At 66.8% G+C, this 23,365-nt stretch carries 23 protein-coding genes; 1 reads left to right on the top strand and 22 read right to left on the bottom strand.

The window, feature by feature from the left end:
- Positions 1–24 precede the first annotated feature (24 nt).
- From IED13_RS00445 to IED13_RS00345, 21 genes are all read right to left on the bottom strand, one after another.
- Positions 25–912 carry an ABC transporter permease gene (locus IED13_RS00445; RefSeq protein ID WP_191123003.1) on the bottom strand — a complete coding sequence of 296 codons (888 nt, stop codon included), beginning with the start codon at positions 910–912 and terminating at the stop codon, positions 25–27.
- A gap of 51 nt (positions 913–963) precedes the next feature.
- Positions 964–2,010 carry an ABC transporter substrate-binding protein gene (locus IED13_RS00440; protein ID WP_051987772.1) on the bottom strand — a complete coding sequence of 349 codons (1,047 nt, stop codon included), beginning with the start codon at positions 2,008–2,010 and terminating at the stop codon, positions 964–966.
- A gap of 36 nt (positions 2,011–2,046) precedes the next feature.
- A complete protein-coding gene (locus IED13_RS00435; RefSeq protein ID WP_191123002.1) occupies positions 2,047–3,105 on the bottom strand; it encodes an ABC transporter ATP-binding protein in 1,059 nt (352 codons plus the stop codon).
- 21 nt (positions 3,106–3,126) lie between these two features.
- Positions 3,127–3,945 carry an ABC transporter permease gene (locus tag IED13_RS00430; RefSeq protein WP_142020466.1) on the bottom strand — a complete coding sequence of 273 codons (819 nt, stop codon included), beginning with the start codon at positions 3,943–3,945 and terminating at the stop codon, positions 3,127–3,129.
- 165 nt (positions 3,946–4,110) lie between these two features.
- A complete protein-coding gene (locus IED13_RS00425; protein WP_191123001.1) occupies positions 4,111–5,346 on the bottom strand; it encodes a metal-dependent hydrolase family protein in 1,236 nt (411 codons plus the stop codon).
- A 118-nt stretch (positions 5,347–5,464) separates the two neighbouring features.
- Positions 5,465–6,700: a metal-dependent hydrolase family protein gene (locus IED13_RS00420; RefSeq protein ID WP_191123000.1), complete on the bottom strand. Its 1,236-nt coding sequence runs from the start codon at positions 6,698–6,700 to the stop codon at positions 5,465–5,467.
- Between the two features lie 45 nt (positions 6,701–6,745).
- Positions 6,746–7,234, bottom strand: coding sequence for a GAF domain-containing protein (locus IED13_RS00415; RefSeq protein ID WP_191122999.1), 489 nt, complete (start codon positions 7,232–7,234; stop codon positions 6,746–6,748).
- Between the two features lie 15 nt (positions 7,235–7,249).
- On the bottom strand, positions 7,250–8,161 hold the full coding sequence (locus tag IED13_RS00410) for a branched-chain amino acid ABC transporter permease (protein ID WP_191122998.1): 912 nt from the start codon (positions 8,159–8,161) through the stop codon (positions 7,250–7,252).
- Positions 8,161–9,024 carry a branched-chain amino acid ABC transporter permease gene (locus IED13_RS00405; protein ID WP_260368277.1) on the bottom strand — a complete coding sequence of 288 codons (864 nt, stop codon included), beginning with the start codon at positions 9,022–9,024 and terminating at the stop codon, positions 8,161–8,163. Before IED13_RS00405 ends, IED13_RS00410 begins: the two co-directional genes overlap by 1 nt.
- Positions 9,021–10,226, bottom strand: coding sequence for an ABC transporter substrate-binding protein (locus IED13_RS00400; RefSeq protein ID WP_191122997.1), 1,206 nt, complete (start codon positions 10,224–10,226; stop codon positions 9,021–9,023). Before IED13_RS00400 ends, IED13_RS00405 begins: the two co-directional genes overlap by 4 nt.
- A 44-nt stretch (positions 10,227–10,270) precedes the next feature.
- Positions 10,271–10,993, bottom strand: coding sequence for an ABC transporter ATP-binding protein (locus IED13_RS00395; protein WP_191122996.1), 723 nt, complete (start codon positions 10,991–10,993; stop codon positions 10,271–10,273).
- The gene (locus IED13_RS00390; RefSeq protein WP_191122995.1) at positions 10,990–11,754 is read right to left on the bottom strand and encodes an ABC transporter ATP-binding protein; all 765 of its coding nucleotides are present in this window, start codon (positions 11,752–11,754) and stop codon (positions 10,990–10,992) included. Before IED13_RS00390 ends, IED13_RS00395 begins: the two co-directional genes overlap by 4 nt.
- Positions 11,751–12,338 carry a TetR/AcrR family transcriptional regulator gene (locus IED13_RS00385; RefSeq protein ID WP_248312396.1) on the bottom strand — a complete coding sequence of 196 codons (588 nt, stop codon included), beginning with the start codon at positions 12,336–12,338 and terminating at the stop codon, positions 11,751–11,753. The genes IED13_RS00390 and IED13_RS00385 overlap by 4 nt, the downstream gene beginning before the upstream one ends.
- A gap of 249 nt (positions 12,339–12,587) precedes the next feature.
- The gene (locus IED13_RS00380; RefSeq protein WP_191122993.1) at positions 12,588–14,363 is read right to left on the bottom strand and encodes a CopD family protein; all 1,776 of its coding nucleotides are present in this window, start codon (positions 14,361–14,363) and stop codon (positions 12,588–12,590) included.
- A gap of 1 nt (position 14,364) precedes the next feature.
- Entirely contained in the window at positions 14,365–14,718 is a 354-nt protein-coding gene (gene copC / locus IED13_RS00375; RefSeq protein ID WP_191122992.1) for a copper homeostasis periplasmic binding protein CopC, read from the bottom strand.
- Positions 14,719–14,756: 38 nt separating this feature from the next.
- The gene (locus IED13_RS00370) at positions 14,757–15,563 is read right to left on the bottom strand and encodes an ABC transporter ATP-binding protein (protein WP_191122991.1); all 807 of its coding nucleotides are present in this window, start codon (positions 15,561–15,563) and stop codon (positions 14,757–14,759) included.
- Complete coding sequence (locus IED13_RS00365; protein ID WP_038361986.1) at positions 15,557–16,576, bottom strand: ABC transporter permease; 1,020 nt, start codon at positions 16,574–16,576, stop codon at positions 15,557–15,559. Before IED13_RS00365 ends, IED13_RS00370 begins: the two co-directional genes overlap by 7 nt.
- Complete coding sequence (locus IED13_RS00360; RefSeq protein ID WP_191122990.1) at positions 16,563–17,582, bottom strand: ABC transporter substrate-binding protein; 1,020 nt, start codon at positions 17,580–17,582, stop codon at positions 16,563–16,565. The genes IED13_RS00365 and IED13_RS00360 overlap by 14 nt, the downstream gene beginning before the upstream one ends.
- Before the next feature lie 50 nt (positions 17,583–17,632).
- Positions 17,633–18,169, bottom strand: coding sequence for an OsmC family protein (locus IED13_RS00355; protein WP_191122989.1), 537 nt, complete (start codon positions 18,167–18,169; stop codon positions 17,633–17,635).
- A gap of 467 nt (positions 18,170–18,636) precedes the next feature.
- Positions 18,637–19,641, bottom strand: coding sequence for a PLP-dependent cysteine synthase family protein (locus IED13_RS00350; RefSeq protein WP_191122988.1), 1,005 nt, complete (start codon positions 19,639–19,641; stop codon positions 18,637–18,639).
- A gap of 311 nt (positions 19,642–19,952) precedes the next feature.
- Entirely contained in the window at positions 19,953–21,500 is a 1,548-nt protein-coding gene (locus IED13_RS00345; protein ID WP_112764139.1) for an MFS transporter, read from the bottom strand.
- A gap of 158 nt (positions 21,501–21,658) precedes the next feature.
- Here IED13_RS00345 and IED13_RS00340 point away from each other — a divergent pair, with 158 nt between their 5' ends.
- The gene (locus IED13_RS00340) at positions 21,659–22,588 is read left to right on the top strand and encodes a LysR family transcriptional regulator (protein ID WP_191122987.1); all 930 of its coding nucleotides are present in this window, start codon (positions 21,659–21,661) and stop codon (positions 22,586–22,588) included.
- Positions 22,589–22,611: 23 nt separating this feature from the next.
- Here the strand turns inward: IED13_RS00340 and IED13_RS00335 are convergent, their stop codons facing one another.
- Complete coding sequence (locus IED13_RS00335; protein WP_191122986.1) at positions 22,612–23,283, bottom strand: TetR/AcrR family transcriptional regulator; 672 nt, start codon at positions 23,281–23,283, stop codon at positions 22,612–22,614.
- Positions 23,284–23,365 lie beyond the last annotated feature (82 nt).

Genomic DNA, 23,365 nt, shown 5'->3' with positions numbered 1-23,365 from the left:
CTGCATAGCGGCAGGGCTGAACGCTCATTCCGCGGGTCGGTTCGCGCGATAACGCCCCTGGACGATCAGATGCGCCAGCGCGGTCAGCAGGATCGTCGCCGTCATCAGGATGAAGGAGATCGCGCCGCCGAAGGGCCAATTGTTCTGCTGGGCAAACTGCCCGTAGACCAGCGGGCCCATCATCTGGAATTTCGGGCCGCCGAGCAGAACCGGCGTGGCATAGGCGTTCATCGCCAGGATGAAGGTCAGGATCGTGCCGGCCAGCACGCCTGGCAACGCCAGGGGCCAGAGCACCCGGCGAAACATCGCGCCGGGGCCTGCGCCGAGGCTGAACGCCGCTTCCTCGACATTGCGCGGAATGCCCTCGATCACGCTCTGCAGTGACAGCACCATGAAGGGCAGGTTGACCGCCACGATGCCGATCAGCACCGCCGTCTCGGTGAACATGATCTCGAGCGGCTGGTCGATCAGGCCCATTCCCATCAGCGAGGCGTTGAGCGCGCCGCGGCTGCCGAAAGCGGTCATCCAGCCGGCGGCACGCACCGCATTGCCGACGAAGAGCGGCAGCACCACCGCGATGACCATCAGGTTCTTGAAGCGGCTTTGGGTGCGGGCCAGCACATAGGCCAGCGGAAATCCCATCACCAGGCAGGCAAGCGTGCAGATCACCGCGACGCGCACGGTGCGGGCCAGCACATTGAGGTAATAGGCGTCGGTGAAGAACTTGACGTAGTTCTCGATCACCAGCGCATCGACCATGAACTGGCCGGGCACGAATTTGTTGAGCGAATAGCGCAACAGGATCGTGAGCGGGCCGATCAGCGCGACGGCCACGAAAAGCGTCGCCGGCAGGACGAGCAGGCCTGCGAGGTTCCTGCGGGCGCCGGCGACGGCTTCGGGGGCGGAAGTCATCGGCTTCGCCCCCGAGTCAGGCGGCCGCAATGATCGAGCGGACAAGCCATGTCAGGCCTTGAAGACCTTGTCCCACCACTCCTTCATCGCGGAATCGTTCTTGGCGAGGAAGGCGTAGTCGAGGTCCCGCAGGCGCTTCTCCTCCTCGGGCGTAAAGCCGATGCGCTTCTGCAGGGCCGGATCGACGGTGAGCCCGGAGACCGTGCCGTTATAGCCCATGTCGACCGCAAAGGCCTCCTGCGGCGGCTTGGCGAGCATGGCATCCATATAAGCGTAGGCGTTCTCCTTGTTCGGCGCGTTCTTGGCGATGACGAAGCCGGAGACATAGATCGGGATACCCTCGACCGGCGAAACCGCCTCGCAGGGGATGCCGGCATTCTGCCACTGCACCACGCGCGCCTTCCAGATCGCGCTGATGCCGACCTCCTCGTTCTTCATCGCCTGGGCGAAGGCCTCGTTGGTCGGATAGACGCGCCCGCCGGCCTTCTTGACCGCCATCAGGACCTCCTTGGCCTTGTCGAGGTCGTTCATGTCCTTGCCGCCGGTCGCGGCCAGCGAGGCCGCGATGAAGATCGACTGGTACTGGATGTCGATGAAGCCGATCTTCGAACCCCATTTCGGGTCGAGCCAGTCCTTGAAGCCGGTCGGGGCCGGAGAAATCAGCTTGGGATTGTAGATGACGACGTTGCCGGAATAGATCTGCCCGATGCCGTAGGGATATTTCATCGAGGGCAGCAGGTTCTTCGCGTTCGGCAGCTTGGAATAGTCGAGTGCCTCGGTGACCCCGGCCTCGCTCATCTCGAACATGTTCGCGGCCGAGAAGCCCTGGATGTCGACCGTGCCGCGCGGCAGGCGCTTTTCCGCGACCATCTTGGCCCGGCGCGGCGCGTCGCCGGCCTGGTCCTGGATCACCTCGATGCCCTTGGCCTTGAGGATCGGGTCCTCGATGTTCTTGGTCAGCAGCCGGGCATAGTCGCCGCCCCAGGTGCCGACGACGACGCGTCCGCCCGATTGCGCCAGAGCGGGCGTGCCGGCCGCGGCGGCGAGCGCGACAACGCCCGCGCCCTTCAGAAGTTCGCGCCTGTCGAATGCGGTCATGGTCCTATCCCCTTCTTTTTGAACCCCGAACGAAGCTCATGCCTCGCGCGGATAAACGAGCCCGGCATCTTCGGCCCAGCCTATCGTGATCGTGTCGCCCGGTCGCGGCTCGGACAGGCCCGGTCGGTTCGGAATCTGCAGCAGCATGCGCTCCTGCCCGTCGAGCGCGACCTGCACGTCGAGCTGCGCGCCGAGATAGGAGGCATGCACGATCTGCGTCGCGAAGCGGTTGGGCAACCCGTCCGCCTCGCTGCCGATCGCGATGCGCTCGGGCCGCAGCGCCAGCGTGGCCGACCCGCTTGTGCCCGCGGCGGCGCAGGCGATCTCGCGCCCGCCTGCCGTGCGGAAGCGGCCCGGCGCCGTCACCTCGCCGTCGAGAAAGGCGCTGCGGCCGATGAAGCCTGCGACGAAGCGGTCGGCCGGCTTCTCGTAGAGCTCGCGCTGCGTGCCGATCTGGCGGACCTTGCCGCGGTCCATCACCACGAGGCGATCGGCCATGGTCAGCGCCTCCTCCTGGTCATGCGTCACCATGATCGTGGTGAGGCCGAGCTTGCGCTGCAATTCGCGGATCTCGACGCGCACTTCCAGCCGCAGCTTCGCATCGAGATTGGAGAGCGGCTCGTCAAGCAGCAGCACCTGCGGCTCCATGGCGAGCGCGCGCGCCAGCGCCACGCGCTGCTGCTGGCCGCCGGACAGCTGGCGCGGATAGCGCTCGTCGAAGCCGCCGAGCTGAACCAGCCGCAACGCCTCCGCGACGCGCGGGCCGCGTTCGGCAGCCGGCACCTTGTGCATCTCCAGCCCGAAGGCGACGTTCTGCGCCACGCTCATATGCGGAAAGAGCGCGTAGCTCTGGAAGACGAGGCCGCAATGCCGCTTCCAGGGCGGAAGATTCGTGACGTCGCGCTCGCCGATGGTGATCTGCCCGGCGCTCGGCGGGATGAAGCCCGCGACCATGCGCAAGGTCGTGGTCTTGCCGCAGCCGGACGGTCCGAGCAGGACGAGGAATTCGCCGTCGGCGACCGCGATGTCGACATTGTCGACGACCGTCAGCTCGCCATAGCGCTTCTTGAGATGCGAGATCGAGAGGCGTGCCATTACAGAAGATCTGCCATCCGTTCACACCACCCGGCTCAGTTTGACATAGCGGTCGGTCACGAGCATCGCCGTGCCGATCAGGACGATCTGGATCAGCGAGGCGGCCGCCACGGTCGGATCGATCTTCCATTCGAGATATTGCAGGATCGCGATCGGCAGCGTCGTGCGGCCCGGCCCGACCAGGAACAGGCTCATCTCGAGGTTGCCGAAGGAGGTGACGAAGCCGAACAGCGCGGCGGCGACGAGGCCTGGCCGGATGCTCGGCAGCGTCACGCGCCAGAAGGTCGTGAACGGTCCCGCGCCCAGATTCTGCGCCGCCTCCTCGATCGAGCGATCGAAGCCTGCGAGGCTCGCCGTCACCAGCCGGACCACCCAGGGGACGACGACGAGCGTATGCGCCGCGATCAGGCCGCCGAGCGAGCCCATGACCGGAATCTCAGTCGCGATCTCGACCTCGATCTGAAAGACATAGGTCGCGGTGCCCAGCACGATGCCCGGCATCACCAGCGGTAGCAGCAGCAAGGTCGAGACGCCCGGCCCGAACGGAATGCGATGGCGAACCAGGGCGAGGCTCGCCGGCACGCCGAGCGCGAGCCCGATCAGCGTCGAAGCGACCGCGACCTGGAGGCTGAGGATGAAGCCGTCGATGAAGGGTTTGTTGTTCGCTGCAGCCGTAAACCACTGCAGCGAATAGCCCTCCGGCGGAAAGGAGGGGATCTCCTGCCTGAAGAAGGCGAGCCAGGTGACGAAGATCAGCGGCAGCAGGATGAAGCCGAGCGCGAGCGCGGCCGCGCCGTTGAGCGCATAGCGGCCCCATTTCAGCGAGCCGCTTCCCGTCACCGGGCCGTCCCGCAGTGCCGGCCGCCGTCGCGCCGCCCGATCGCCTTCACCACTGACAGTACCCCTGATCCATCTCTAAGGCCGCGAAGCTGGGCAACAAGTTACAAACAGTCAAGCCGGTTTCTTATCCATGTCGTGACCAAGAGGGAGGCAAGCAGGCGTCGTTCAGTGCAGCGTGTTCTTGTGGAAGACTCCACCCTTGATGATCGCGGCCAGATGCTTCCCCTGCTCCTGAAACAGGCCGAGATCCTTGAGCGGGTCGCCGTCGACAAGGATGAGGTCGGCATAGGCGCCGGCCTTCAACGTGCCGAGCTTGCCCTCCATGCGCAGGATTTGGGCACCGACCGTCGTCGCCGAGCGGATGATCTCGATCGGCGAGAGCACTTCCCGCCGCAGCAGGAACTCGCGTGACTGTTCGACCTGGAGCTGACCGAGCAGGTCCGAGCCGAAGGCGACCGGCACGCCGGCGCGCTTGCAGATCTCCAGCGAGCGCAGGCCTCCGTCGATGACGAGGTCGTTCTTGGCCAGCATGTCGCCGGTCATACCGAATTCGGCGGCGCGCTCCTTCATCGCGTAATAGGCGACGAGGTTGGCGGTCAGGAACATGCCGTTCTGCGCCATCAGCTTGGCCGAAGCGTCGTCGATCAGATTGCCGTGCTCGATCGCGCGCACGCCGCATTCCGCCGCCCGGGTGATCGCCTCCGGCGTATAGGCATGGGCACAGACATAGCGGCCGAAGGCCTTCGCCTCCTCGACCGCGGCCTTCACCTCATCGACGCTGAACTGCATCGAATCCAGCGGGTCGTAGGGGCTGGCGACACCACCCGACATCATGATCTTGATGTGGTCGGCACCGAGCCGCATCTGCTCGCGGGCCGATTTGCGCACGGACGACACGCCGTCCGACACGTTCATCGTATAGGCCATGGCGTTGCAGCAATGGCAGCGCCCGCCGAAATCGGTGCGCCGACGCGGGTCGCTGTGACCGCCGGTCGGGCCGATCGCCGCACCGGCGATGAAGAGCCGCGGACCGGCGACATCGCCTTTCTCGACCGCTTCCTTGATGCCCCAATCGGCGCCGCCGGTGTCGCGCACGGTGGTAAAGCCGCGATCGAGCATGCCCTTCATCAGCCGGACGGCGCGCGCCGTCATCAGCGTCAGCGGCATGCTTTCCATGCTGCGGATATAGACCTCGGAGAGGAAGACATGGACGTGGCTGTCGATGAGGCCGGGCATCAATGTGCGCCCGCCGCAATCGATCACGTCGGCGCTCGCAGCCTTCAGCGGCTTTTCCGACAGTTCGCGGATCGTGTCGCCCTCGACGACGAGCTCGTAGCCGCGCCGCAGCTCGCCGAATTCCGGTTCGAGCAGGGCGAAGTTCTTGAAATGCAGCGCCGTCATATCCGCCTCCCGTCACGCAGGCCGGCCGAGCGATGCGGCCGGTATTCTGAAATAGTGCGCATGCCCTCAAGCGCGTGTCGACGGCCGGTCTCCCGGGAGGAGCCGGCCACGACCCCGCTCAGTTCAGGCTCGTCCGCTTGATGAAATCGCCGCCCTTCATGATCAGCGGCATGTGTCGCCCCTGCCGCGTGAGGAGCGACAGATCCTGCAGCGGATCGCCATCGACGACGACGAGGTCGGCATGGGCGCCCGGCGCCACCGTCCCGATCTTGCCCTCGAGCTTCAGAAGCCTGGCCGCGATGAAGGTCGCGGAGGCGATCACCTCCTGCGCCGGTAAGGCCCGGCCGCGAATGACGAACTCCTCCGACTGGTAGCGATGCATCTCGCCGAGCAGGTCGCTGCCATAGGCCATGGGCAGCCCCGCCTTCTGCATGATGCGCAGCGAGTCCATGCCGGCCGAGCGCACGACGTCGACCTTCGCGACCGAATCCGGCGGGAAGCCGAGCTTCGGCCCGTCCGAGACCAGCTTGTCATAGGTCACGAGCGTCGGCACCGCGACGGCGCCCTTCGTGGCCGCGAGCCTGGCCGTCTCGGGCTGGATCAGGTTGCAGTGCTCCAGCGAATGCACGCCGGCCTCGACGCAGCGGCGGATCGCCTCGTCGGTATAGACATGGGCGGAAACATAGGTTCCCGCCATCCGGGCTTCTTCGACGATGGCTTCGAGCTCACTGACCGAATAGCCGAGGAAATGGATCGGGTCGGTGGGCGAGGCGCAGCCGCCATTGGCCATGATCTTGATGAAGTCGGCGCCGCCCTTCAGCTCCTCGCGCGCCGCACGGCGAACATCGGGGACGCCGTCGCAGATGCGCCCGAGCGCGCCCAGGCGATGGCGCTCGATCACGCTCGGGCGGTCGTCGTAGCGGCCACGGAAATCGGCATGGCCGCCGGTCTGGCTCAGCGCCTTGCCGGAGATGACGAGGCGCGGCGTCGGGAAATGTCCCTCTTCCGTCGCCTGCTTCAGGCCGAAATCGGCGCCGCCGACATCGCGCACCGTGGTGAAGCCGCGCAGCAGCATCTCGCGCATGATCACGAAGGAGCGCGCGGTCACGAGCGAGTCCGGCAGGCGCGCATTGGCGCCGAGATCGGCGACGCCGGCGACGACATGGACATGCGCGTCGATCAGCCCCGGCATCAGGGTGCGGCCCTTGAGATCGACGGTCCTCGCCTTGGCGGATGTCACCGCCTTGCCGACCTCGCGGATCGTTCCGCCCTCGACGAGGACGCTGACCGGCTCAGCCGGCTCGGGCGCCGTGCCATCGACGATGCGGGCATTGGTGAAGAGGGTTGCGGCCACGGGGCTGTTCCTTCGGACGAATGGGCTTGAGGCGATGGAGCGGGATCAGGCCGCGCCGGCGGCGGCGCGAGCAGCGAGGAAGGCAGGCACCAGCACTGGCGCCAGCTGCGCGACCGGGGCGACATGCTCTTCCCGGTAATGATGCTCGGGCGCGAGCAGGTTGATGGTGCCGACCACCTTGCCGTCATAGATCGCGGGGATGTTGATGACCGAGCCGAGCCCCATGCTTTCGATCAACTCATGATCGAAGAAGGCCCATCGGATCCCGGCCTTGTCCTTGCCGAGATAGGGCTTGCGCTCTTCGAGCACATGCTTGCCCCAGGGCGTCGGCCCCATCGTCTTGCGGCCGGAGAGCGGGTATTCGCCCGGACGGTTGGAGTAGATCCGCGCGACCTCCTGCCCATCGACATAGAGCAGCGTGAAGAGCTGATGGCCGACGAGGCGCTGCGTTGCCGCCTCAAAGGCCTTGAACAGCGTCTCGGGTTGACCGGGCTTCTCGATGAGCGCCGTCAGCGTGGCGAGATCGTCGGACATGGGCACTCTCCGGATTCAGGCAGCGCTGGGCGGGGCCAGCGCCTTGGGGATTGTCTCGGGCAGGATGCCCTGCGGCTTCAGATGCAGCACGAGGATGAGCGCCAGTCCGATCAGCATCTCGCGCATGGCGGCGAGCTGGACCGGCTGCAGACCGGGCACCCACTCCGTCATGAAGCGCGTCGCCTCCAGGAAGATCACGACGGCATAGGCGCCGAGCACCGCACCGCTCGGCCGGCCGACGCCGCCCGCCGTCACCGCGAGGAAGATGTAGATCGTGATCAGCGGCTGGAAGTGATCCGGCGAGATGTAGGACTGGAAATGGGCGTAGAGCGCGCCGGCCAGCGCCGCGATCGCGGCCGAGAGCGCGAAGGCCTGCAGCTTGAAGCGCAGCACCGGCTTGCCCGCGAAGGCGGCGAGCTGCTGGTCCTCGCGGATCGCCTTCAAGGCGCGCCCATAGGGCGAGAAGTCGAGCCGCCGCAGCAGCGCCCAGACGACCAGAAGCACCAAGGTGACGACACCGAGATAGAACAGCGCGAAATTCTGCGTGCCGAGTTCGGCCTTGAGCGGTGCGCGAATGCCGGAAATGCCGTCCGAGCCCTTGGTGAGCCAGCGTTCGTTGAGCGCGACGAGCCGGATGACTTCGGCAAATCCGAGCGTCACGATGGCGAGGTAATCGTCGCGCAACCGCAGCGTCGCGAAGGTCACGAGAAGCCCGACACCCGCGCCGACGACGAGCGCCGCGCCCCATCCGATCAGGACGGGCGCTCCCGCCCCCGTCGCCAGCGCCGAGGCATAGGCGCCGACCGCGAAGAAGCCGGCAAGGCCGAGATTGACCAGCCCGGCCCCGCCCCAGATCAGGTTGAGGCTCAAGGCCAGCAGGCCGTAGATGGCGCAGAGCGTCAGCGTGAAGATGACGTAGGAGAGCATCAGGCAGCCCTCTCGCCGAGGATGCCGCGCGGCCGGAAAGTCAGCATCAGCAGGATCGCGACGAAGCCGACAGCGGTGCGATAGGTCGCAGGCACGGCGAGCAGCGCGAGTTCCTCGGCGATGCCGAGCATCAATGCGCCGACGACCGCGCCGGGAATGGAGCCGAGACCGCCGAGCACAGCGGCGGCGAAGACCGACAGCAGCACGCGATAACCGGTGAGCGGGTCGATCGAGGTGTCGAGCCCGATCAGCACGCCGCCGACGCCGGTCAGACCGGCGCCGAGAAAGATCGTGACGATGGCGATCCGCGCCGGGTCGATGCCCTTGAGCCGCGCGAGATCGGGATTATCGGCCACCGCCCGCATCGCCTTGCCGAAGCGGGTGTAGCGCAGGAACAGGAACATCGCGGCCATGATGATGACGGACAGCAGCAGGCTCTGGAGCTGCTGCGGGCCAATGCGCAGCTCGCCGAAGCGCAGGTCGCGCGCGATCGGCAGATCGTAGCCGCGCATCTCGTTGCCGAAGACGAAGCGGACGATGTTCTCCAGCACGAGATTGAGGGCGATCGAGGCGATGGCGACGATCAGGGCCCCATTGCCGCGCAGGCGCTTCAAAGCGGTCTCCTCCGCCGCGACGCCGACCACACCTGTCACTGCGAAGGCGACGAAAAGCGAGGCGACGATCGGCAGGCCGAGCTGGGCATTGGCCCACCAGGCGGCGAAGGCGCCGATCGTGGCATAGGCCGCGATGGCGAAGTTCGGATAGCGCAGCACGGCGAAGATGGCCGAGAAGCCGATGGCCGGGACGGCGATCAGCGCCCCGGTCATCACGCCGTTGAGCAGCGCCTGCAGCAGCTGGGTCACGCGATCTTCACCAGGACGAGCTTGCTGCCCTGCACCTGCTCGTAGCGGAACTTGGAGTCGATGATGTCACCGATCGCGTCGAAGTCGCAGGGGCCGCTGGCGCCGTCGTAATCGACCGGCTGCTTGGCGGCGATGGCCTTCAGCCCGTCGATGGCATTGTCGACCTTCACGCCGCCTTGCGCCTGGCTGACCTTGCGCACCGCATCCTTGATCGCCGTGCCCGACGAGTCGCCGGCAAAGGCGATCGCCATCAGCACGAGGTTGATCTGGTCGTAGATCTGGGTGGTGTAGGGATCGGGCGAGGCGACGCCGATCAGCTTCACCAGCCGCTCATAGGCTTTCGAGCCCTCGGCCGGCGACGGCGCGATGGTGAAGGTCTTGTCCACGACCTCGGCCGGCACGCTCTCGATCAGCTTCTGGTTGACGGAATAGGCGAAGGCGACCTTCAGCCCGCCGAAGCCGGCGCGGTAGACATCCTTGAGCATCACCGCGGTGTCCGGCGTGTAGCCGCCGAAGATGATCGCGTCGGGTTTGAAGCGCAGCGCCTCGTCGATCTCGGTGCGGTAGGACGGCTTCTTGTCGTCATAGATCAGCGAGCCGGTCTCGCCGCCGGCCGCCTTCACCGCTGCTGTGATGTTGTCGAACTGGCTTTTGGCGAAGGGCGTCTGCGGCGAGAGGAAGAAGACACGCTTCGCCTTCTCGGCGACGCAGAACTCGCCGAACTTCTTGCCCTGAAGCGTCGTGTTCGGCTGGGTGCGGATCAGATAGCCCTGATGCGGTAACTGGGTGATGGCGTCGGCACCCGAGACGGTGGCGAGGAAGGTCTTCGATTCCCAGCAGAGCGGCGCCACCGCGGTGGTGACCGAGGACGCCCAGGTGCCGAGGATCGCGGAGACCTTGTCGACGTCGATCAGCTTGCGCGCGGCGCGCACGCCGGCTTCCGGATTGGTCTGGTCGTCTTCCGAGATCAGCTCGACCTTGCGGCCAAGCACGCCGCCTGCAGCGTTGACTTCGTCCACCACGGCCTTCACGGCCTTGACCATGACGGGACCGTACGGACCGCCCGAGCCGGTGAGCGGCGTCAAGGTGCCGATCCGGATCGGGCCGGCCTGCGCGCGGGCGCGGTTCGGAAGCGCGGAAATGCCTGCAAGCGCGGCGCTGCCGGCAAGAAGGCGGCGGCGATCGATGCTGAATGGCGTCATGGTGATCCCCTGCATTGTCGTTATGGATCGTCGTGTCAGGCGGTCTATCCGCCGAGAAAGAGCTTGCGGATATCCGGGTCGCTGGCGAGCGCCGGTCCCGCCCCCTCACGGCTATTGCGACCGGAGACGAGCACATAGCCGCGCGTCGAGATCGCGAGAGCTTCCAGCGCATGCTGCTCGACCATCAGGATCGGCAGGCCGCCGCGATTGAGCGCGACGATCGCGTCAAACAATTCGTCGGCCGCCTTCGGCGACAGCCCGGCCGTCGGCTCGTCGAGCAGCAGCAGCGAGGGCGCGTTCATCAGCCCCATCGCCATGGCCAGAATCTGCCGCTGGCCGCCTGAGAGCGTGCGCGCCAGCGCCTTGCGCTTGTCCGCCAGCATCGGATAGCGCGCATAGATCTCCTCGGCTCGCGCGCCGACCTCGCCTGGATTCTGAAAGCCGCTGATTTCGAGATTGTCGGAGACCGTCATGGCGCCGAAGACATTGCGCTCCTGCGGCACGAAGCCGATGCCGGCGCGTGAACGGCCAAGCGCGTCGGCCCGCGTCACGTCGCGCCCGCCGAGATGGATCTCGCCTTCCCGCGCCGGAACAAGGCCGGCGAGCGTCTTCAGCAGCGTCGACTTGCCGGCTCCGTTCGGGCCGATGATCGAGACGATCTCGCCCGGCGCCACATGAAGCGACGTGCCCTTCAGGATCTGCTCCGCGGCGCCATAGCCGGCAACGATGCCTGTCGCCCGAAGAACCGCGCCGGCCGCCGCGCTCAATGCCGCCTCCCGAGATAGGCTTCCTGCACGCGTGTGTCGGAGGCGACCTCCTCGAAGCTGCCTTGCGTCAGCGTCCGGCCCTCGGCCATCACGATGACCGGCGCGCAGAGCCGGCGGATCAGCCCCATATCGTGCTCGATCAGGCAGATGGTCAGCCCGCCGCGATTGAGGGCGACGAGATGCTCCGCGATCTGCTCGGTGAGACTCGGATTGACACCGGCCATCGGTTCGTCGAGCAGCAGGATCGTCGGCTCGGCCATCAGCGCCCGACCGATCTCGACGAGCTTTTTCTGTCCGCCGGACAGGGCGGTGACGGGATTGTCGAGCACATGGTCGAGCTTCAGCCTGCGGGCGATGCCGAAGGCGCGCTCGGCCAGCGCCGCTTCCCTTTGCCGTGCCCGCTGCGAGCCGAACAGCCCCGCCAGCAAATGCTCGCCGGGCTGCGCCGCGCCGTACAGCATCAGGTGCTGGAAGACACTGAGCTTGGGGAAGCCGCGCGCGAGCTGGAACGAGCGGACGAGCCCGACCGCGACCAGCTTTTCGGGCGGCAGCCCGGCCGTTTCGACATCTCGCAGCCGAACCGAGCCGGCATCCGGCCTGTATAACCCCGACACCGCGTTGAAGAGGGTGGATTTGCCCGCTCCGTTCGGGCCGATGAGCCCGGTGAACGACCCTTCGGGAACGGCGAAATCAACGCCGCGCAGCACGTGTACGCCGTAGAAGGAGAGCTTCAGCCCCGCGATCGTCAGCGCTGCGTTCAAGACGCCGCCCTGTGTTTCCCGGTCATGACGGGCTTGATCGGAAATTGCTGGCGTACCTGGCCCTTCCAGAACTGAAGCATGCCGTCATAGTAGGTCGGATCGTTCGGCCGTAGCACCGTCTGGCTGATCATGCCGCGCACGAGGCACATCGTGGCGTTCATCACCGTGCGCGTATGGTCGGGGTCGGTTCCGGCGCGGACGGCGAGCGCCGTCCAGATCGCGTCCAGACCGGCATGGAACTCGCGAACGGTCGGGATGAGCTGCGCCCGGAAATCGTCGTTGTGGCGCGCCTCCGGCAGGAATTCCATCGTGACGTAGAAAAGGCGGTCGTCCATCATCCGCCAGATGTAGTCGACGATCTCGTCGCTCGAGCCGCCGCGCGCGATGAACTCTTCGGCGAAGCGATGCAGGTCACGCGCGGTCCTGCTGAGCAGATCGGCGACGGAGGCGCTGATGATCGCCTCGCGGCTGGGGAAGTGATGCGTCAACGCGCCGCGCGAAACCCCGGCTCGACGTGCGATTTCCGGTGTCGAGGTGCGGGCAAGGCCACGATCGTGAAGAAGGTCGATCGTCGCCGTCAGCAACCGCGTTGAAGTCTCGGCGCTGCGTTCTTTCTGTGATCGCCTGTTGCCGCTCACGTCGAACTCTCTGGCATCGATCCAAGCCATCGGAAGGAAATCCGAGGCTGAGACACAATTTACAAACAGTCAAGATTGTTTTTGTGTCGCCGGGTGATCCGATTTGCGGCGAGCCCGTTGCGCGGATCGGCAAGAGAACGATCTGTGTCGATTGTCCGCGGAGATGGCCTTGGCACTCGGCGCCAGGAGCGGCCATCAGTGATGGAGAGCGGCTCCATCCAGCGGGCGTCGACGAATCTCGGCGAACTCGGATGCGACCATATCCAACGCGGCGCTGTCTTCCGCCTTGAACGCGCGCCGTAGCCAACCATTCGCATCGACGAGAACCAGCGCCGGCGCCGTCGTGCTGGCGGTGACTTCGGCCAGGGCTGCCGCCAATGGCTCGGGATCCTCGACGGGGCAGGACTCGGCCGCGGCGTCGACCTGCACCCGCGCGCCGGCCCCACGCGCGTCGCGTTCGATCCATACACGCAGTGGCGCTCCGCTGCCGGGCGTGACGAGGGTGCCGTCAGCGCAGCGGGCGACGAAGCCCGGCATGCGCACCGCTCCGGACCAGCGCATCTCCGGGGGCGAGAAGATGCGGGCTCCGGCGCGCAGGCGGATGAAGTCGATCAGCGACCAGATCGCGGCATCGTCCAGTTGCGCGCTCGGCGGCATCGGGCCGCTGCCATGACGGATCGACCAGAACAGCTCGCCGCCGGGGCGCCCGGCGATCAGCGGCGCGGAGAGGTCTGGCGGCCAGACGGATTGCGCGACCGCGACGGGGCCGCGCCCGCGCGCATCCGCGCCGTGGCAGCTCGCGCAATCGCGCTGGAACAGGCCCCGGCCCGTCGCGATGGAGCGCGCTGCATAGCCGGTCGGAGACTGTTGGAAGCTCGGTGGAACCGCGGCGACGACATAGGGGCGCCATGGCGGAATCTGGACGAAGGCCAACGCGATGGCCCCGGCGAGAAGGGCTGGCCAGCGCAGTTCGCGAAGCGATAGGGCGGTGGCGAAAAGCGCAAGGGCAATCGCCACAGGAGTCAGCAGGCGGAAAAGCCCATCGCGCAGATAGGCATCGTCCCAGAAGGCGGGCACCGGCCTGAGGGCGAAAGGCCAGGTCGGCTGTTCGTGGATCGCAGGTGGCTCGTTGGCCAGTGCCGCCGCAACGGCCACGATGGCCAGCCCGAATCCGGTTTCGGTGGCGATCGACAGGGTGAGGGCACGCGTCGAGCCTGAGGTTGCCGCCGCGGGTACGAAGCGAAAGCGGTTGGCGGCAGCCAGCAGCAGGAGGCCGCCGAACAGGGCGATCTTGACGATCGCAAGCTGGCCGTATGCGGTGCCCATGAGCCCCGGCAAGGTGCCGACCAGCTCCTGCAGCTGAAGGACGGATGTGGCTGCGAGAACGGCGACGCAAGCCAGGCCGAGCGGCGTGAAGCGGCGGGCAAGCAGGGGCGCCTGGGCCGGCAGGAGCCAGCATACCGCCAGAAGGGGAGGCAATGCGCCGAGCCAAAGGCCGGCTGCCAGGACGTGAAGCCCCAGGGCCGCCGTTGTCCAGAAGCCGGTGGCGGCACCATGCCCGAGCAGGCCCTGCAGCAGGGCCGCGATGGTCATGAGAAGCAGCGCACCCGTTCGGGCAACGCCTTCGCCACGCAGGAGCAAGCCTGCAAGGACGAGCAGGCCGGCGCGCGCCAGCAGCACTTCGCCGAAGCGAGTCTCCGCGAGGGCGGCAACGCTCGCGAGGTTGTCGAGGGGGCGGCCCAGCATGGCGCTGCCTTGCAGCCAGAACCAGACCGCCCCGCCCGCGAGCGCCAGGATGAGCGAGAGCCGGCTGCAGGAGGACAGTCGATGCAGCAGTTGCCGGCCGCCCGGCGTGGTGGCGAGCGGGCCTTGCGACAGCAGGCGAAAGGCCTCGATGCCGAGGCCGGACAGCAGGGCGGCGAGATGGAGCCAGCGGACCGCTGGCAGCGCCGCCCCGATCAGCGCTTCCACATCAGGGCCTGACTGTGAACCGGTATTGCCCGGTGACCCGGTGAGTATCGACCGAAGTCGCAGCCCATTCGACGCTGTAGGCTCCGGGCGAGACCGGCTTGAGCCGGACCTTCAGCGCCTTGCGGTCGCCCGGCACGGCCTCCGCCGGTGCCGCGCTGACGACCCCGCCACGCGCATCCTTGACGGTGATGCTGCTCAGCTTGACCTCGAGCTCCTCGGTGAAGCCGAGGGTGATCTCCGTCGGCGCGGCGACGGTTGCGCCCTCGGCGGGCGAGGCGGTCTTGAGATGGGCATGGGCGAAGGCCTGCGATGTGGCCAGGGCAAAGGCGAGCGTCAGCCCGAGACGTCGAGACATCGATAGGATCCTGCGATGGGGAAGGGGAGATTGCGGGCTTACCAGCTCGCGTCGAGCCCGAGATGGGCGAGCGCCTGCCCGCGCAATTCCGCCAGGCGCGGATCGCCGCGATGGCGCGGATAGGGCAGGTCGTTGACGATCTCGGCCTTGATCCGGGCCGGGCGCTCGCTCAGCACGATGACGCGCTGGGCCAGGAACAGCGCCTCCTCGACATCATGGGTGACGAGCAGGGTGGTGAAACCGCGCTGGCGCCAGAGCTCGGCGATCTCGGTCTGCATGGCAATCCGCGTCAGCGAGTCGAGCTTGCCGAGCGGCTCGTCGAGGATGAGCACGCTGGGATCGTTGACGAGGGCGCGGGCCAGCGCGGCGCGCTGGGCCATGCCGCCGGACAGCTGGCGCGGGAAGGCGCGTTCGAAACCGGCGAGGCCGACCGTCTTCAGGGCGTCGTCGACGCGGCCCTTCTGGCTGGCGAGCAGGCCGCGCGCCTCCAGCCCGAGCGCCACGTTCTTCCAGACCGTGCGCCAGGGATAGAGCGTGGGATCCTGGAAGACGACGACGCGGGAGGGATCGGGCGTGGTGATCTCCTCGCCCGCCGCCGCGATCCGGCCCTGAGAGGGCTGTTCGAGCCCGGCGACCAGCCTGAGCAAGGTCGACTTGCCGCAGCCGCTCGGCCCGAGCAGGGCGACGAATTCGCCGGCCCGGATCTCTAGATCGATATCGTCGAGCACCGGCAGCGGGCGGCCTTCGAGATCGAATTCATGCGAGACGCCGGCGATCGAGAGTTCGGCGCCGTTGGACGCGGGAATGCCGGTCGAGGGCGAGACAGCGAGCTGTGCGGCTACCATTTCACCACATCCTTCTGCCAGCCGAGCAACCGGTCGCGTGCCGAGAAGAGCAGCGTGATCAGCCCTGAGAAGATCAGCGCCATCACGATCAGCGCGCCGTACATGTTGGAATAGGCGGCCCAGCCCTGGGCCCATTGCAGGTAATAGCCAAGGCCGGATTTGACCCCCATCATCTCGGCCGCGACGAGCACCGAGAACGAGGCGCCGAGCCCCATGAACAGGCCGACGAAGACATGCGGCAGGGCGGCGGGAATCGCGACCTTGAAGATCAGGAAGGCGCGGCCGGCGCCCAGTGTCCGGGCGACGTCGTAATAGGCCTTGTCGACGCTGGCGACGCCGGACCAGGTCAGCACCGTGACCGGGAACCAGGTGGCAAGCGCGATCAGGAAGATCGCCGCCGAGAAGCTCGACGGGAAGAAGAAGAACGCCATCGGCAGGAGCGCGGTCGAAGGGATCGGCCCGAGGAAGCGCAGCACCGGATGCACCCAGTAGCCGAGCCCGCGCGACCAGCCGATCGCGACGCCGGTGACGAAGCCGGAGATCGTGCCGAACAGGAAGCCCAGCGCCAGCAGGCGCAGCGAATGCAGCACGCTCTCGCCGAGCCGAGGCCAGTCCTCCGCATAGACCTCGACCAGCGCGGAGGGCGGGGCGAAGAAGGGCACCGGCAGCAGGCCGAGCTTGGCCGTCAGCAGGTCCCAGACACCGACGAAGAGCGCGAGCACGACGAGCCAAGGCGCGGCGCGGCCGAGGCGCCGGCCGAGCGGCGGCCAGAGCGCCCCAACGGCGGTCGCCAGCGCCAGCAGGACGGCCCAGCCGATGAAGCCGGCATTGGTCTCGCCGACATAGAGCGGGTCGGCAAAGCCCACCTTCTTGTTGGCGAGCAGCGTGACGGAGGCCGCCACTGCGGTCCAGGCCGCCGTGGCGAATGCGCCGCGTGCCAGGACCGAGCCGTCGACCTGCAGGCGCGGCTGGTCGAAGGCCGATGCGGAGCCTGTCTGTTCAAACGGGGACATGGGGCACGATCTTCTGCGCGAAGGCCTTGGCGTCGGTGTTCTTGCGGATCACGTTGACGAGCTTGAGCTGTTCGGTGAACAGCGCGACATCGTCGCGCAGCGCCGCGCCGGTGGAGTGATGGTCATGGGTGTGGCTGCGCAGGATCGCGGCCACCGTCTCGGGCGTGACCTTGGCCGGGACGAAGGGCGCGAAGATCTCGGCCGTCTTGTCGGGATTGGCCGCCGTCCAGGCCTGCGCCTCGACGATGGCGCGCGAGATCGCGCCGGCCACCTCCGGCTGGTCGCGGATCAGGGCGCCACGCAGGCCGAGCACGCAGCAGGTCGATTTCGCGTACTGGCCTTCGAGATTGGTGGCGAGCTCGACGAGCTTGTCGCGCTCTCGGATCAGGTAGAGATGCGGATCGTCGCCCGCGAGCGCCTGGACCTCGCCCTTCTTCAGGGCTTCGCCGAACAGGTCCTGCGGATACTGCACCCAGCTCACATCCTTTTCGGGGTCGAGCCCGACCTCCGCGAGACGGATGGCGAAGAAATTCCGCACCGGGCTCGCCGGGTCGGTGACGGCGACCGACTTGCCCTTGAGGTCCTTGAGGCTGCGGATATTGGCGGCCTCAGGCACCAGCAGCCGCATGCAGCCGCCATGGGTGCCGACGGTGAGGCCGACATCGAAGCCCTGCTCCAGCGGCTTCAGCCAGCGCAGCGCCATGCCGATGCCGCCATCGGCATGGCCGGTCGCGATCGCCTGCAGCAGGGCGTCGGTCGGGCCGCTGAAATTCACCGGCTCCACCGCGAGATTGTACTTCTCGAACAGGCCCTGCTTCAGCGCGACCGAGATCGGCGACTGGCACACCGCCGTCTGCCCCCAGGCGAGCTTGATCGTCTGGCGCTGCTTCAGCGGCGTGGCCTGGGCGAAGGCATGGTGCCCGGCAAGGCCGGCCAGCGGCGCGGCGGCGAGCGCCGCGGCTCCGCGCAACAAGGTGCGGCGGGAGAAGGTCGTCTGCTGGGTCATGGTCGCTCCTTGCCGCTCTGCACGCGGCTGCATGGTCGTTTGGGGAAGGGTCAGGCTGCCGCGCGGCTGGCCGGGACGCGCTCGACGGTGCCGCGCACCGTCACGCCCTGCCGGAGCAGGTTCAGGATCGGGCAGAAGCGCTCGACGGCCGCATTCAGGGCGTCGAGTTCGGTCACGTCCGTCGTGAGCCTGACGGTGTAGGACAGCTCGTGCGGATAGATCGGTGTGGTCTCGTGGCCGAGCGTTCCGGCACGCGGGTCGAGCTGGCCGTGAACCTCGACCCAGACATCCTCCAGAGCGATCTGCTGGTCGGCGGCCTGGATTAGATAGGTATGGGTCAGGCAGCTCGACAGCGCGCCGAGCAGCAGTTCGGGCGAGCTCGGCCCGAGATCGTAACCGGCGAAATCCGGCGGACTGTCGCTGATCACCTGGAAGTCGCGGATGCGGATGCGTCGGACGCCGCTGCGCCCCTCGGCATGGGCTTGCGCCTGAAGTCGCAAGGGGTGGGCGTCCCCCGAGCGGGCATGGGCCTTGCGGCGCAGCAGGGCGTCGCGCTTCTGGGCGAGATATTCCGTGAGAGTGGACATGGCGGCGTCCCGGTCTGGCTTGATGAGGGAAACGGGGCAGGCGCGCTTTTCCGGTCGTGCAGCCGCCATGGCGGCTGGCACGAGATCGCGTTGCCCGGGTTGTGAATGGGATCGAGGCGGGCGCGGAAAGGCGGCCCGACTTCGGGTGCCGAAGGTCAGAGCCGCCGGTGGAAGAGCAGGCTTGCCGCCGATTCTGCAGTGCTGAACGTCATGGACATTCGCGTCTCCAAAACAAAAGGAGCCCACGAGACATCGTGGTGCTTTTAGCGTTGTTGACGCGGCGCAAGCTGCTCCAGCAAATCCCGCGGCGAAGACGCTGAAAGCGCCGTCGCGTTCAAGATTATTGCTCGAGTTATTATTGTTGGCAATGAAACAGAATATGCGTTTTGCGTGACAGGAAGCGATGATTTGTTTTGTATCCGGCGAAGCGGCGAGGCGATCGACATCGTCGCCGCATCGAGCGGATGTCAGACCGTGGCGGCTTCCAGAGCGGGCGCCCCCACCTCGCTCGAAAGGGCGGGCCCCAGCTTCGGCGGGCTGAGATAGCGCTCGCCGCTATCGGCGACGATGGCGACGATCGTCTTGCCGGCATTTTCGGGCCGCCTTGCGAGCGCCGTGGCGGCGAACAGCACCGCGCCCGACGACGTCCCGGCCAGGATGCCTTCGCGCTGCGCCAGGATCCGCGCGAAGTCCCGCGCCTGCGCCGTCTCGGTGACGATCACCTCGTCGACGACGGAAGCGTCGAAATTCTCCGGCAGGTAGCCGGGCTCGACCTCCGTCACCTTGTGGACGCCCTCGATGCTGTCCGGATAGGGAGCGTCCAGCGAGGGCACCGAGGCAGGGCCGGGCTCGACGACGACGATCTGCACCTCCGGGTTCTGTCGCTTCAGGAAGCGCCCCGTGCCGGAGATCGTGCCGCCGGTGCCGACGGCCGCCACGAAGATATCGACTTCCCCGGCTGTATCCCGCCAGATCTCGGGGCCCGTCGTCTCGAAATGGACGCGCGGATTGGCCGGATTGGCGCGCTGATTGGTGTAATAGGCGTCCGGATTCTCGCGGCGCACCCGATCGATGATCGCGTGGATGGCGCCGGGTTCGAGGAAGACGCTGTTGTCGATCAGGACGATCTCGGCGCCGTAATGAGCGAGCAGCTTGAGCTTGTCCTCGCTGATCGTGTTGCGCAGGTAGAATTTCGAAGGATAGCCGCGGGCCGCCGCCAGCGCCGCGAGCCCGATCCCGGTATTGCCGCTGGTCAGGTCGACGATCTGCTGGCCGGGCTTCAACCGGCCGCTCTCCTCGGCCTCGCGGATGAGGCCCCAGGCCGTCCGGTCCTTGATGCTGCCGGCGGGGTTCAGATACTCGATCTTCGCGAGGATACGGGCGCCGAGCTTCAGCTCTTCTGCGAAGCGGCCCAGTTCGAGGAGCGGCGTATTGCCGACCAGGGCCGCGAAATTCTCGTTTCTCGATGTCATGATGCGCTCTCAGGACAGGCTGGAACAGTGCGACCGCGCCCGATCTTCGAAAGGCAGATGGGTCTGGTCCGCGTCGCCCCCAGCCGCGGCGACCGGATCAATCGTGCTGGCCAGCATTCGGGTTCAATTCAGGCTGGCAATCAATACCTTCGGCAAAATAAGTATATCGACCTATGGAGAGGTCGATGATTGTTCAATATTTCTAGCGACCGCTGAATCAAGAGCGAGAACTTGCTGATCAGGGCGCCGCAAGCCACTCGCGGCTTGCGGCGCCCTTGTCGTCCTGGGCGTGCCGCGGCTGGCGAGCCGGGTCAGGCTTGCGATGTGCAGAGGCGCTCTTCCCCCTCCACCACTGGCTCGGTTCCCGTTTCCGCCCTCCGGCCGAGGAAAGCGAAGACAACGATCGCGGTGAGGATGGTGATGGCGCAGAGCATCAGGAGCAATGTCGCGAAGGCGTCGCCGTAGCTCTGCATGAGCGCAGCGCGGCTCATCAGCGGCAGGGCGGCCGCGGCCACGATATCGCCGGTAACGAGCAGCTGGGCCGCCGGGCCGGCATGGGCCGCCGCCGCACCAACCGCCAGATGCCCCGCTGTCAAGGCGGATAACACGGCGCTGACCACGGCGAGCGCCACACCTTCGCCGGCCACACGGGTGGTGCTGAAAATGCCGGTTGCCATGCCGGCGCGCTCCTTGGGCACGACGCTGACGGCAAGCCCGTCCATCAGCCCCCAGGGGAGGCTGATGCCGATGCCGATCAGGGCCATCGGCATGGCGACACCCATTGTCTCGCTTCCGAGCGGCATGCGGCTCAGCCAGAACAAGCCGACAGCGCAGATCAACAAGCCGACGCCGCAGATCGCCGCCGGTGCGAACCAGCGCGTCAGCAGGCCAGCCGCGAAAGGGAGAGCCAGCAAAGGTGCGGAGAGTGCGATCATCAGCCGGCCGGCAGCGATCTCGCTCAGGCCCTCGATGCCGATGAAACGCACCGGCAGCAGGATCAGCAGCACGACGAAAGCATAGGCCGGCGCCGCCGCGAGTAACTGCACCCCGACGAAGCGGGGGTAGCGGAACAAGGTGAGGTCGAGCATCGGCCGAGCGACGCGCCGTTCGATCACGCCGAAGGCGATGAAGAGCGCGGCGGAGCCCGCCAACAGGGTCATCACGGTCGGCTCGGCCCAGCCGCGCTCCGGCGCCAGCAGGACGCCATAGGTGAAGAGCGCCAGGGCCAGGGTGAACGAGAGGGCGCCCGGCCAGTCGAGACCGGTGGCGTCCGGGTCGCGCGTTTCGCGCAGGAAGCGCGCCCCGAGCGCCAGGGCGAGCGCGGCCAGAACGACCACGAGCCCAAAGATGCTGCGCCAGCCGAAGGCATCGATCATCAATCCCGACGCGATCGGTCCGAAGGCAAGGCCGACACCAAAGCTCGTGCCGACGATGCTGAAGGCACGGATGCGCGCGCGCCCCTCGAATTCCTGCGCGAGTGCCGCCATGCCGCCGGAAAAGGCGGCCGCCGCGGCGATGCCCTGGGCCGCCCGCCCCAGATCGAACCAGAGGATGTCGGGTGCAACGGCGAGTGCCGCGGAGATCATCCCGAATGCGCCGACGCCGATGAGGAAGAGGCGCTTGCGGCCATAGGCATCCGCGAGCCCGCCCGCTGCCATCAGGCTCGATCCGAAGGTCAGCATGAAAGCGTTGGTGACCCAGTTGAGTGCGATCGGGCTGCCGCCCAGCGTTTTGCCGATGGCAGGAAGCGCCACAGCCGGCCCCGTGAAGGTGAGTGGCATCGCGGCCGCGGCAAGGCAGACGGAAAGGAGCACGAGCGCCTGTCTGGCCGTGCTCGGCCGCGTGATGGTTTGCGTCATGGATTGGATGCCTTGTTCGACAACGGCGCAGCGACCCCAGCTGGCGCTCGCCTTGCGGTCGAAACAGGATATTATCGATCTAATTGGAGCCAAGTGGCTTCGTATTCCGATCATATCGGAAGAATTCGCTCGAATAACCACGTATCGAGGGGGTAAGGATGGATTCGCTGACCGGCCTGACGGCCTTCGTCCGGACCGCCGATTTCGGCAGTTTTGTCGTGGCCGGGCGCGTGCTCGGGCTTTCCGCCTCCGCGGTCGGCAAGGCCGTGACCAAACTCGAACAGCAGCTCGGCATCCGCCTGTTCCAGCGTTCTACGCGCAGCCTGCGCCTGACCGAGGAGGGGCGCGCTTTTCACGAGCGCTGCCGGCGCATTCTCGACGATCTCGACGATGCCCGCGCGATGCTCGCTCACACGATGGATGTGCCGCGTGGACGCCTGCGGATCAGCACGCCGATCGTGAGCTATCATCTGCTCTTGCCGGTTCTGCCGGAGTTCATGGCGCGCTATCCCGAGATCGAGGTCGATCTCGATTTCAACGACCGCCTCGTCGATCTGATCGACGAGGGCGTCGATGTCGCGATTCGCAGCGGAGATCTCCCGGATTCGCGCCTGATGGCGCGGCGCCTACGCCCATTCCAGCTGCTGCTCTGTGCCGCGCCATCCTATCTGGAGCGCTACGGTAAGCCAGAGTGCCCGCGCGACCTCGACGGGCATCTCGGGGTCCGCTTCCGTTTTCCCAACAGCGGCAAGATTCAAGCATGGCCACTCACGCTGCCGGCTGGAGAACCGGAATTGCGCACACGCACGGTCTTGACCTGCAACAACATGGAGGCGCTGCGCGGCTCAACCATCGCTGGCCTCGGTATCGGCTGCATACCGGATTTCCTGGCGCGTGATCCGCTGGCGAAGGGCGAGCTGCACACCCTGCTCGACGAACACATCGACGCTCCCGGCCATTTCAGCCTGATCTGGCCCTCCAGCCGCAATCTCTCGCCGAAGGTCCGCGTCTTCGTCGATTTTATCGGAGAACGCCTGTTTTCAAGCCGCTGCGAAGCGCTTCCTCCGACGGCCGTCGTTCCGGGTTGAGGCGCCTGCGCGCCGGGCAGCTGCTACGTCTCGAACGGTGCGTAAAAGTGAAGGAACAGGTCGATCCCGGCCTTGATCTGCGTCTCGAGCTCGGCCCGGCTCGGCACCGCCGCAGGCAGCAGCAGGCGCGTGATGTCGAGATCGCCTCTGACGAGGCTCAGGAACTGCTTCGCCGCCAGTGTCGGGTTCGGAACATGCAGCTTGCTTGCCCGATGGGCCTCGCCGAGGAAGGCCGCCAGGTGCTCCGTCAGCGCTTTGGGGCCGCTCTCGAAGATGGCGGCGCCGATCGACGGAAATCGCGGCACCACGCCGATGACGGCACGCTGCAGGAACATGGCCTGCTCCGATAGGAAGATGTCGACGAACTTCTCGGCGACGCGCTTGAGCACAGCGGCAATATCGCTTCTGTCGGTTACGATCCGCCCGATCTCATCCGTCATCCGCTCGGCCTCGTCGACGACCACGGCGGTGAACAGCTCTTCCTTGCTGGCGAAATGCGCATAGAGTGTCGCTTTCGACACCGGCGCCTGCCGAGCGACCATGTCCATGCTGACCGTGTCAAAGCCGTGGTCGAGAAAGAGCGCGCGGGCGGCCGCCAGGATCGAGCCGACCTTGCGATCGCGCTGGGTCGGCGCGAGGCCGGCGCTCCGAGGATCTCGAGTTCCACCGCCTCGCGGCGGGGCGCGTGTGGTCATTGATTTTTCTCTAAACTGAACCGTTCAGTTCATGATTGACATAGGCCGCCCACTCAAGCAAATGTCAAAACTGAACGGTTCA

This window comes from Allobosea spartocytisi, from assembly GCF_014764685.1.
Taxonomy (GTDB): Bacteria; Pseudomonadota; Alphaproteobacteria; order Rhizobiales; family Beijerinckiaceae; genus Allobosea; species Allobosea spartocytisi.
The sequence above is the reverse complement of the archived record's forward strand: the minus strand, read 5'-3'. Positions and strand labels throughout refer to the sequence as shown.

What these genes read in the sequence shown, in the direction of transcription:
- IED13_RS00360 (WP_191122990.1), bottom strand. Translation starts at nt 17,582, where the DNA reads ATGACCCAGCAGACGACCTTCTCCCGCCGCACCTTGTTGCGCGGAGCC.
- IED13_RS00335 (WP_191122986.1), bottom strand. Translation starts at nt 23,283, where the DNA reads ATGACCACACGCGCCCCGCCGCGAGGCGGTGGAACTCGAGATCCTCGG.
- IED13_RS00365 (WP_038361986.1), bottom strand. Translation starts at nt 16,576, where the DNA reads ATGTCCCCGTTTGAACAGACAGGCTCCGCATCGGCCTTCGACCAGCCG.
- IED13_RS00425 (WP_191123001.1), bottom strand. Translation starts at nt 5,346, where the DNA reads ATGACGGCGCTGCATTTCAAGAACTTCGCCCTGCTCGAACCGGAATTC.
- IED13_RS00435 (WP_191123002.1), bottom strand. Translation starts at nt 3,105, where the DNA reads ATGGCACGCCTCTCGATCTCGCATCTCAAGAAGCGCTATGGCGAGCTG.
- IED13_RS00415 (WP_191122999.1), bottom strand. Translation starts at nt 7,234, where the DNA reads ATGTCCGACGATCTCGCCACGCTGACGGCGCTCATCGAGAAGCCCGGT.
- IED13_RS00350 (WP_191122988.1), bottom strand. Translation starts at nt 19,641, where the DNA reads ATGACATCGAGAAACGAGAATTTCGCGGCCCTGGTCGGCAATACGCCG.
- copC (WP_191122992.1), bottom strand. Translation starts at nt 14,718, where the DNA reads ATGTCTCGACGTCTCGGGCTGACGCTCGCCTTTGCCCTGGCCACATCG.
- IED13_RS00345 (WP_112764139.1), bottom strand. Translation starts at nt 21,500, where the DNA reads ATGACGCAAACCATCACGCGGCCGAGCACGGCCAGACAGGCGCTCGTG.
- IED13_RS00370 (WP_191122991.1), bottom strand. Translation starts at nt 15,563, where the DNA reads ATGGTAGCCGCACAGCTCGCTGTCTCGCCCTCGACCGGCATTCCCGCG.
- IED13_RS00440 (WP_051987772.1), bottom strand. Translation starts at nt 2,010, where the DNA reads ATGACCGCATTCGACAGGCGCGAACTTCTGAAGGGCGCGGGCGTTGTC.
- IED13_RS00400 (WP_191122997.1), bottom strand. Translation starts at nt 10,226, where the DNA reads ATGACGCCATTCAGCATCGATCGCCGCCGCCTTCTTGCCGGCAGCGCC.
- IED13_RS00410 (WP_191122998.1), bottom strand. Translation starts at nt 8,161, where the DNA reads ATGCTCTCCTACGTCATCTTCACGCTGACGCTCTGCGCCATCTACGGC.
- IED13_RS00355 (WP_191122989.1), bottom strand. Translation starts at nt 18,169, where the DNA reads ATGTCCACTCTCACGGAATATCTCGCCCAGAAGCGCGACGCCCTGCTG.
- IED13_RS00445 (WP_191123003.1), bottom strand. Translation starts at nt 912, where the DNA reads ATGACTTCCGCCCCCGAAGCCGTCGCCGGCGCCCGCAGGAACCTCGCA.
- IED13_RS00340 (WP_191122987.1), top strand. Translation starts at nt 21,659, where the DNA reads ATGGATTCGCTGACCGGCCTGACGGCCTTCGTCCGGACCGCCGATTTC.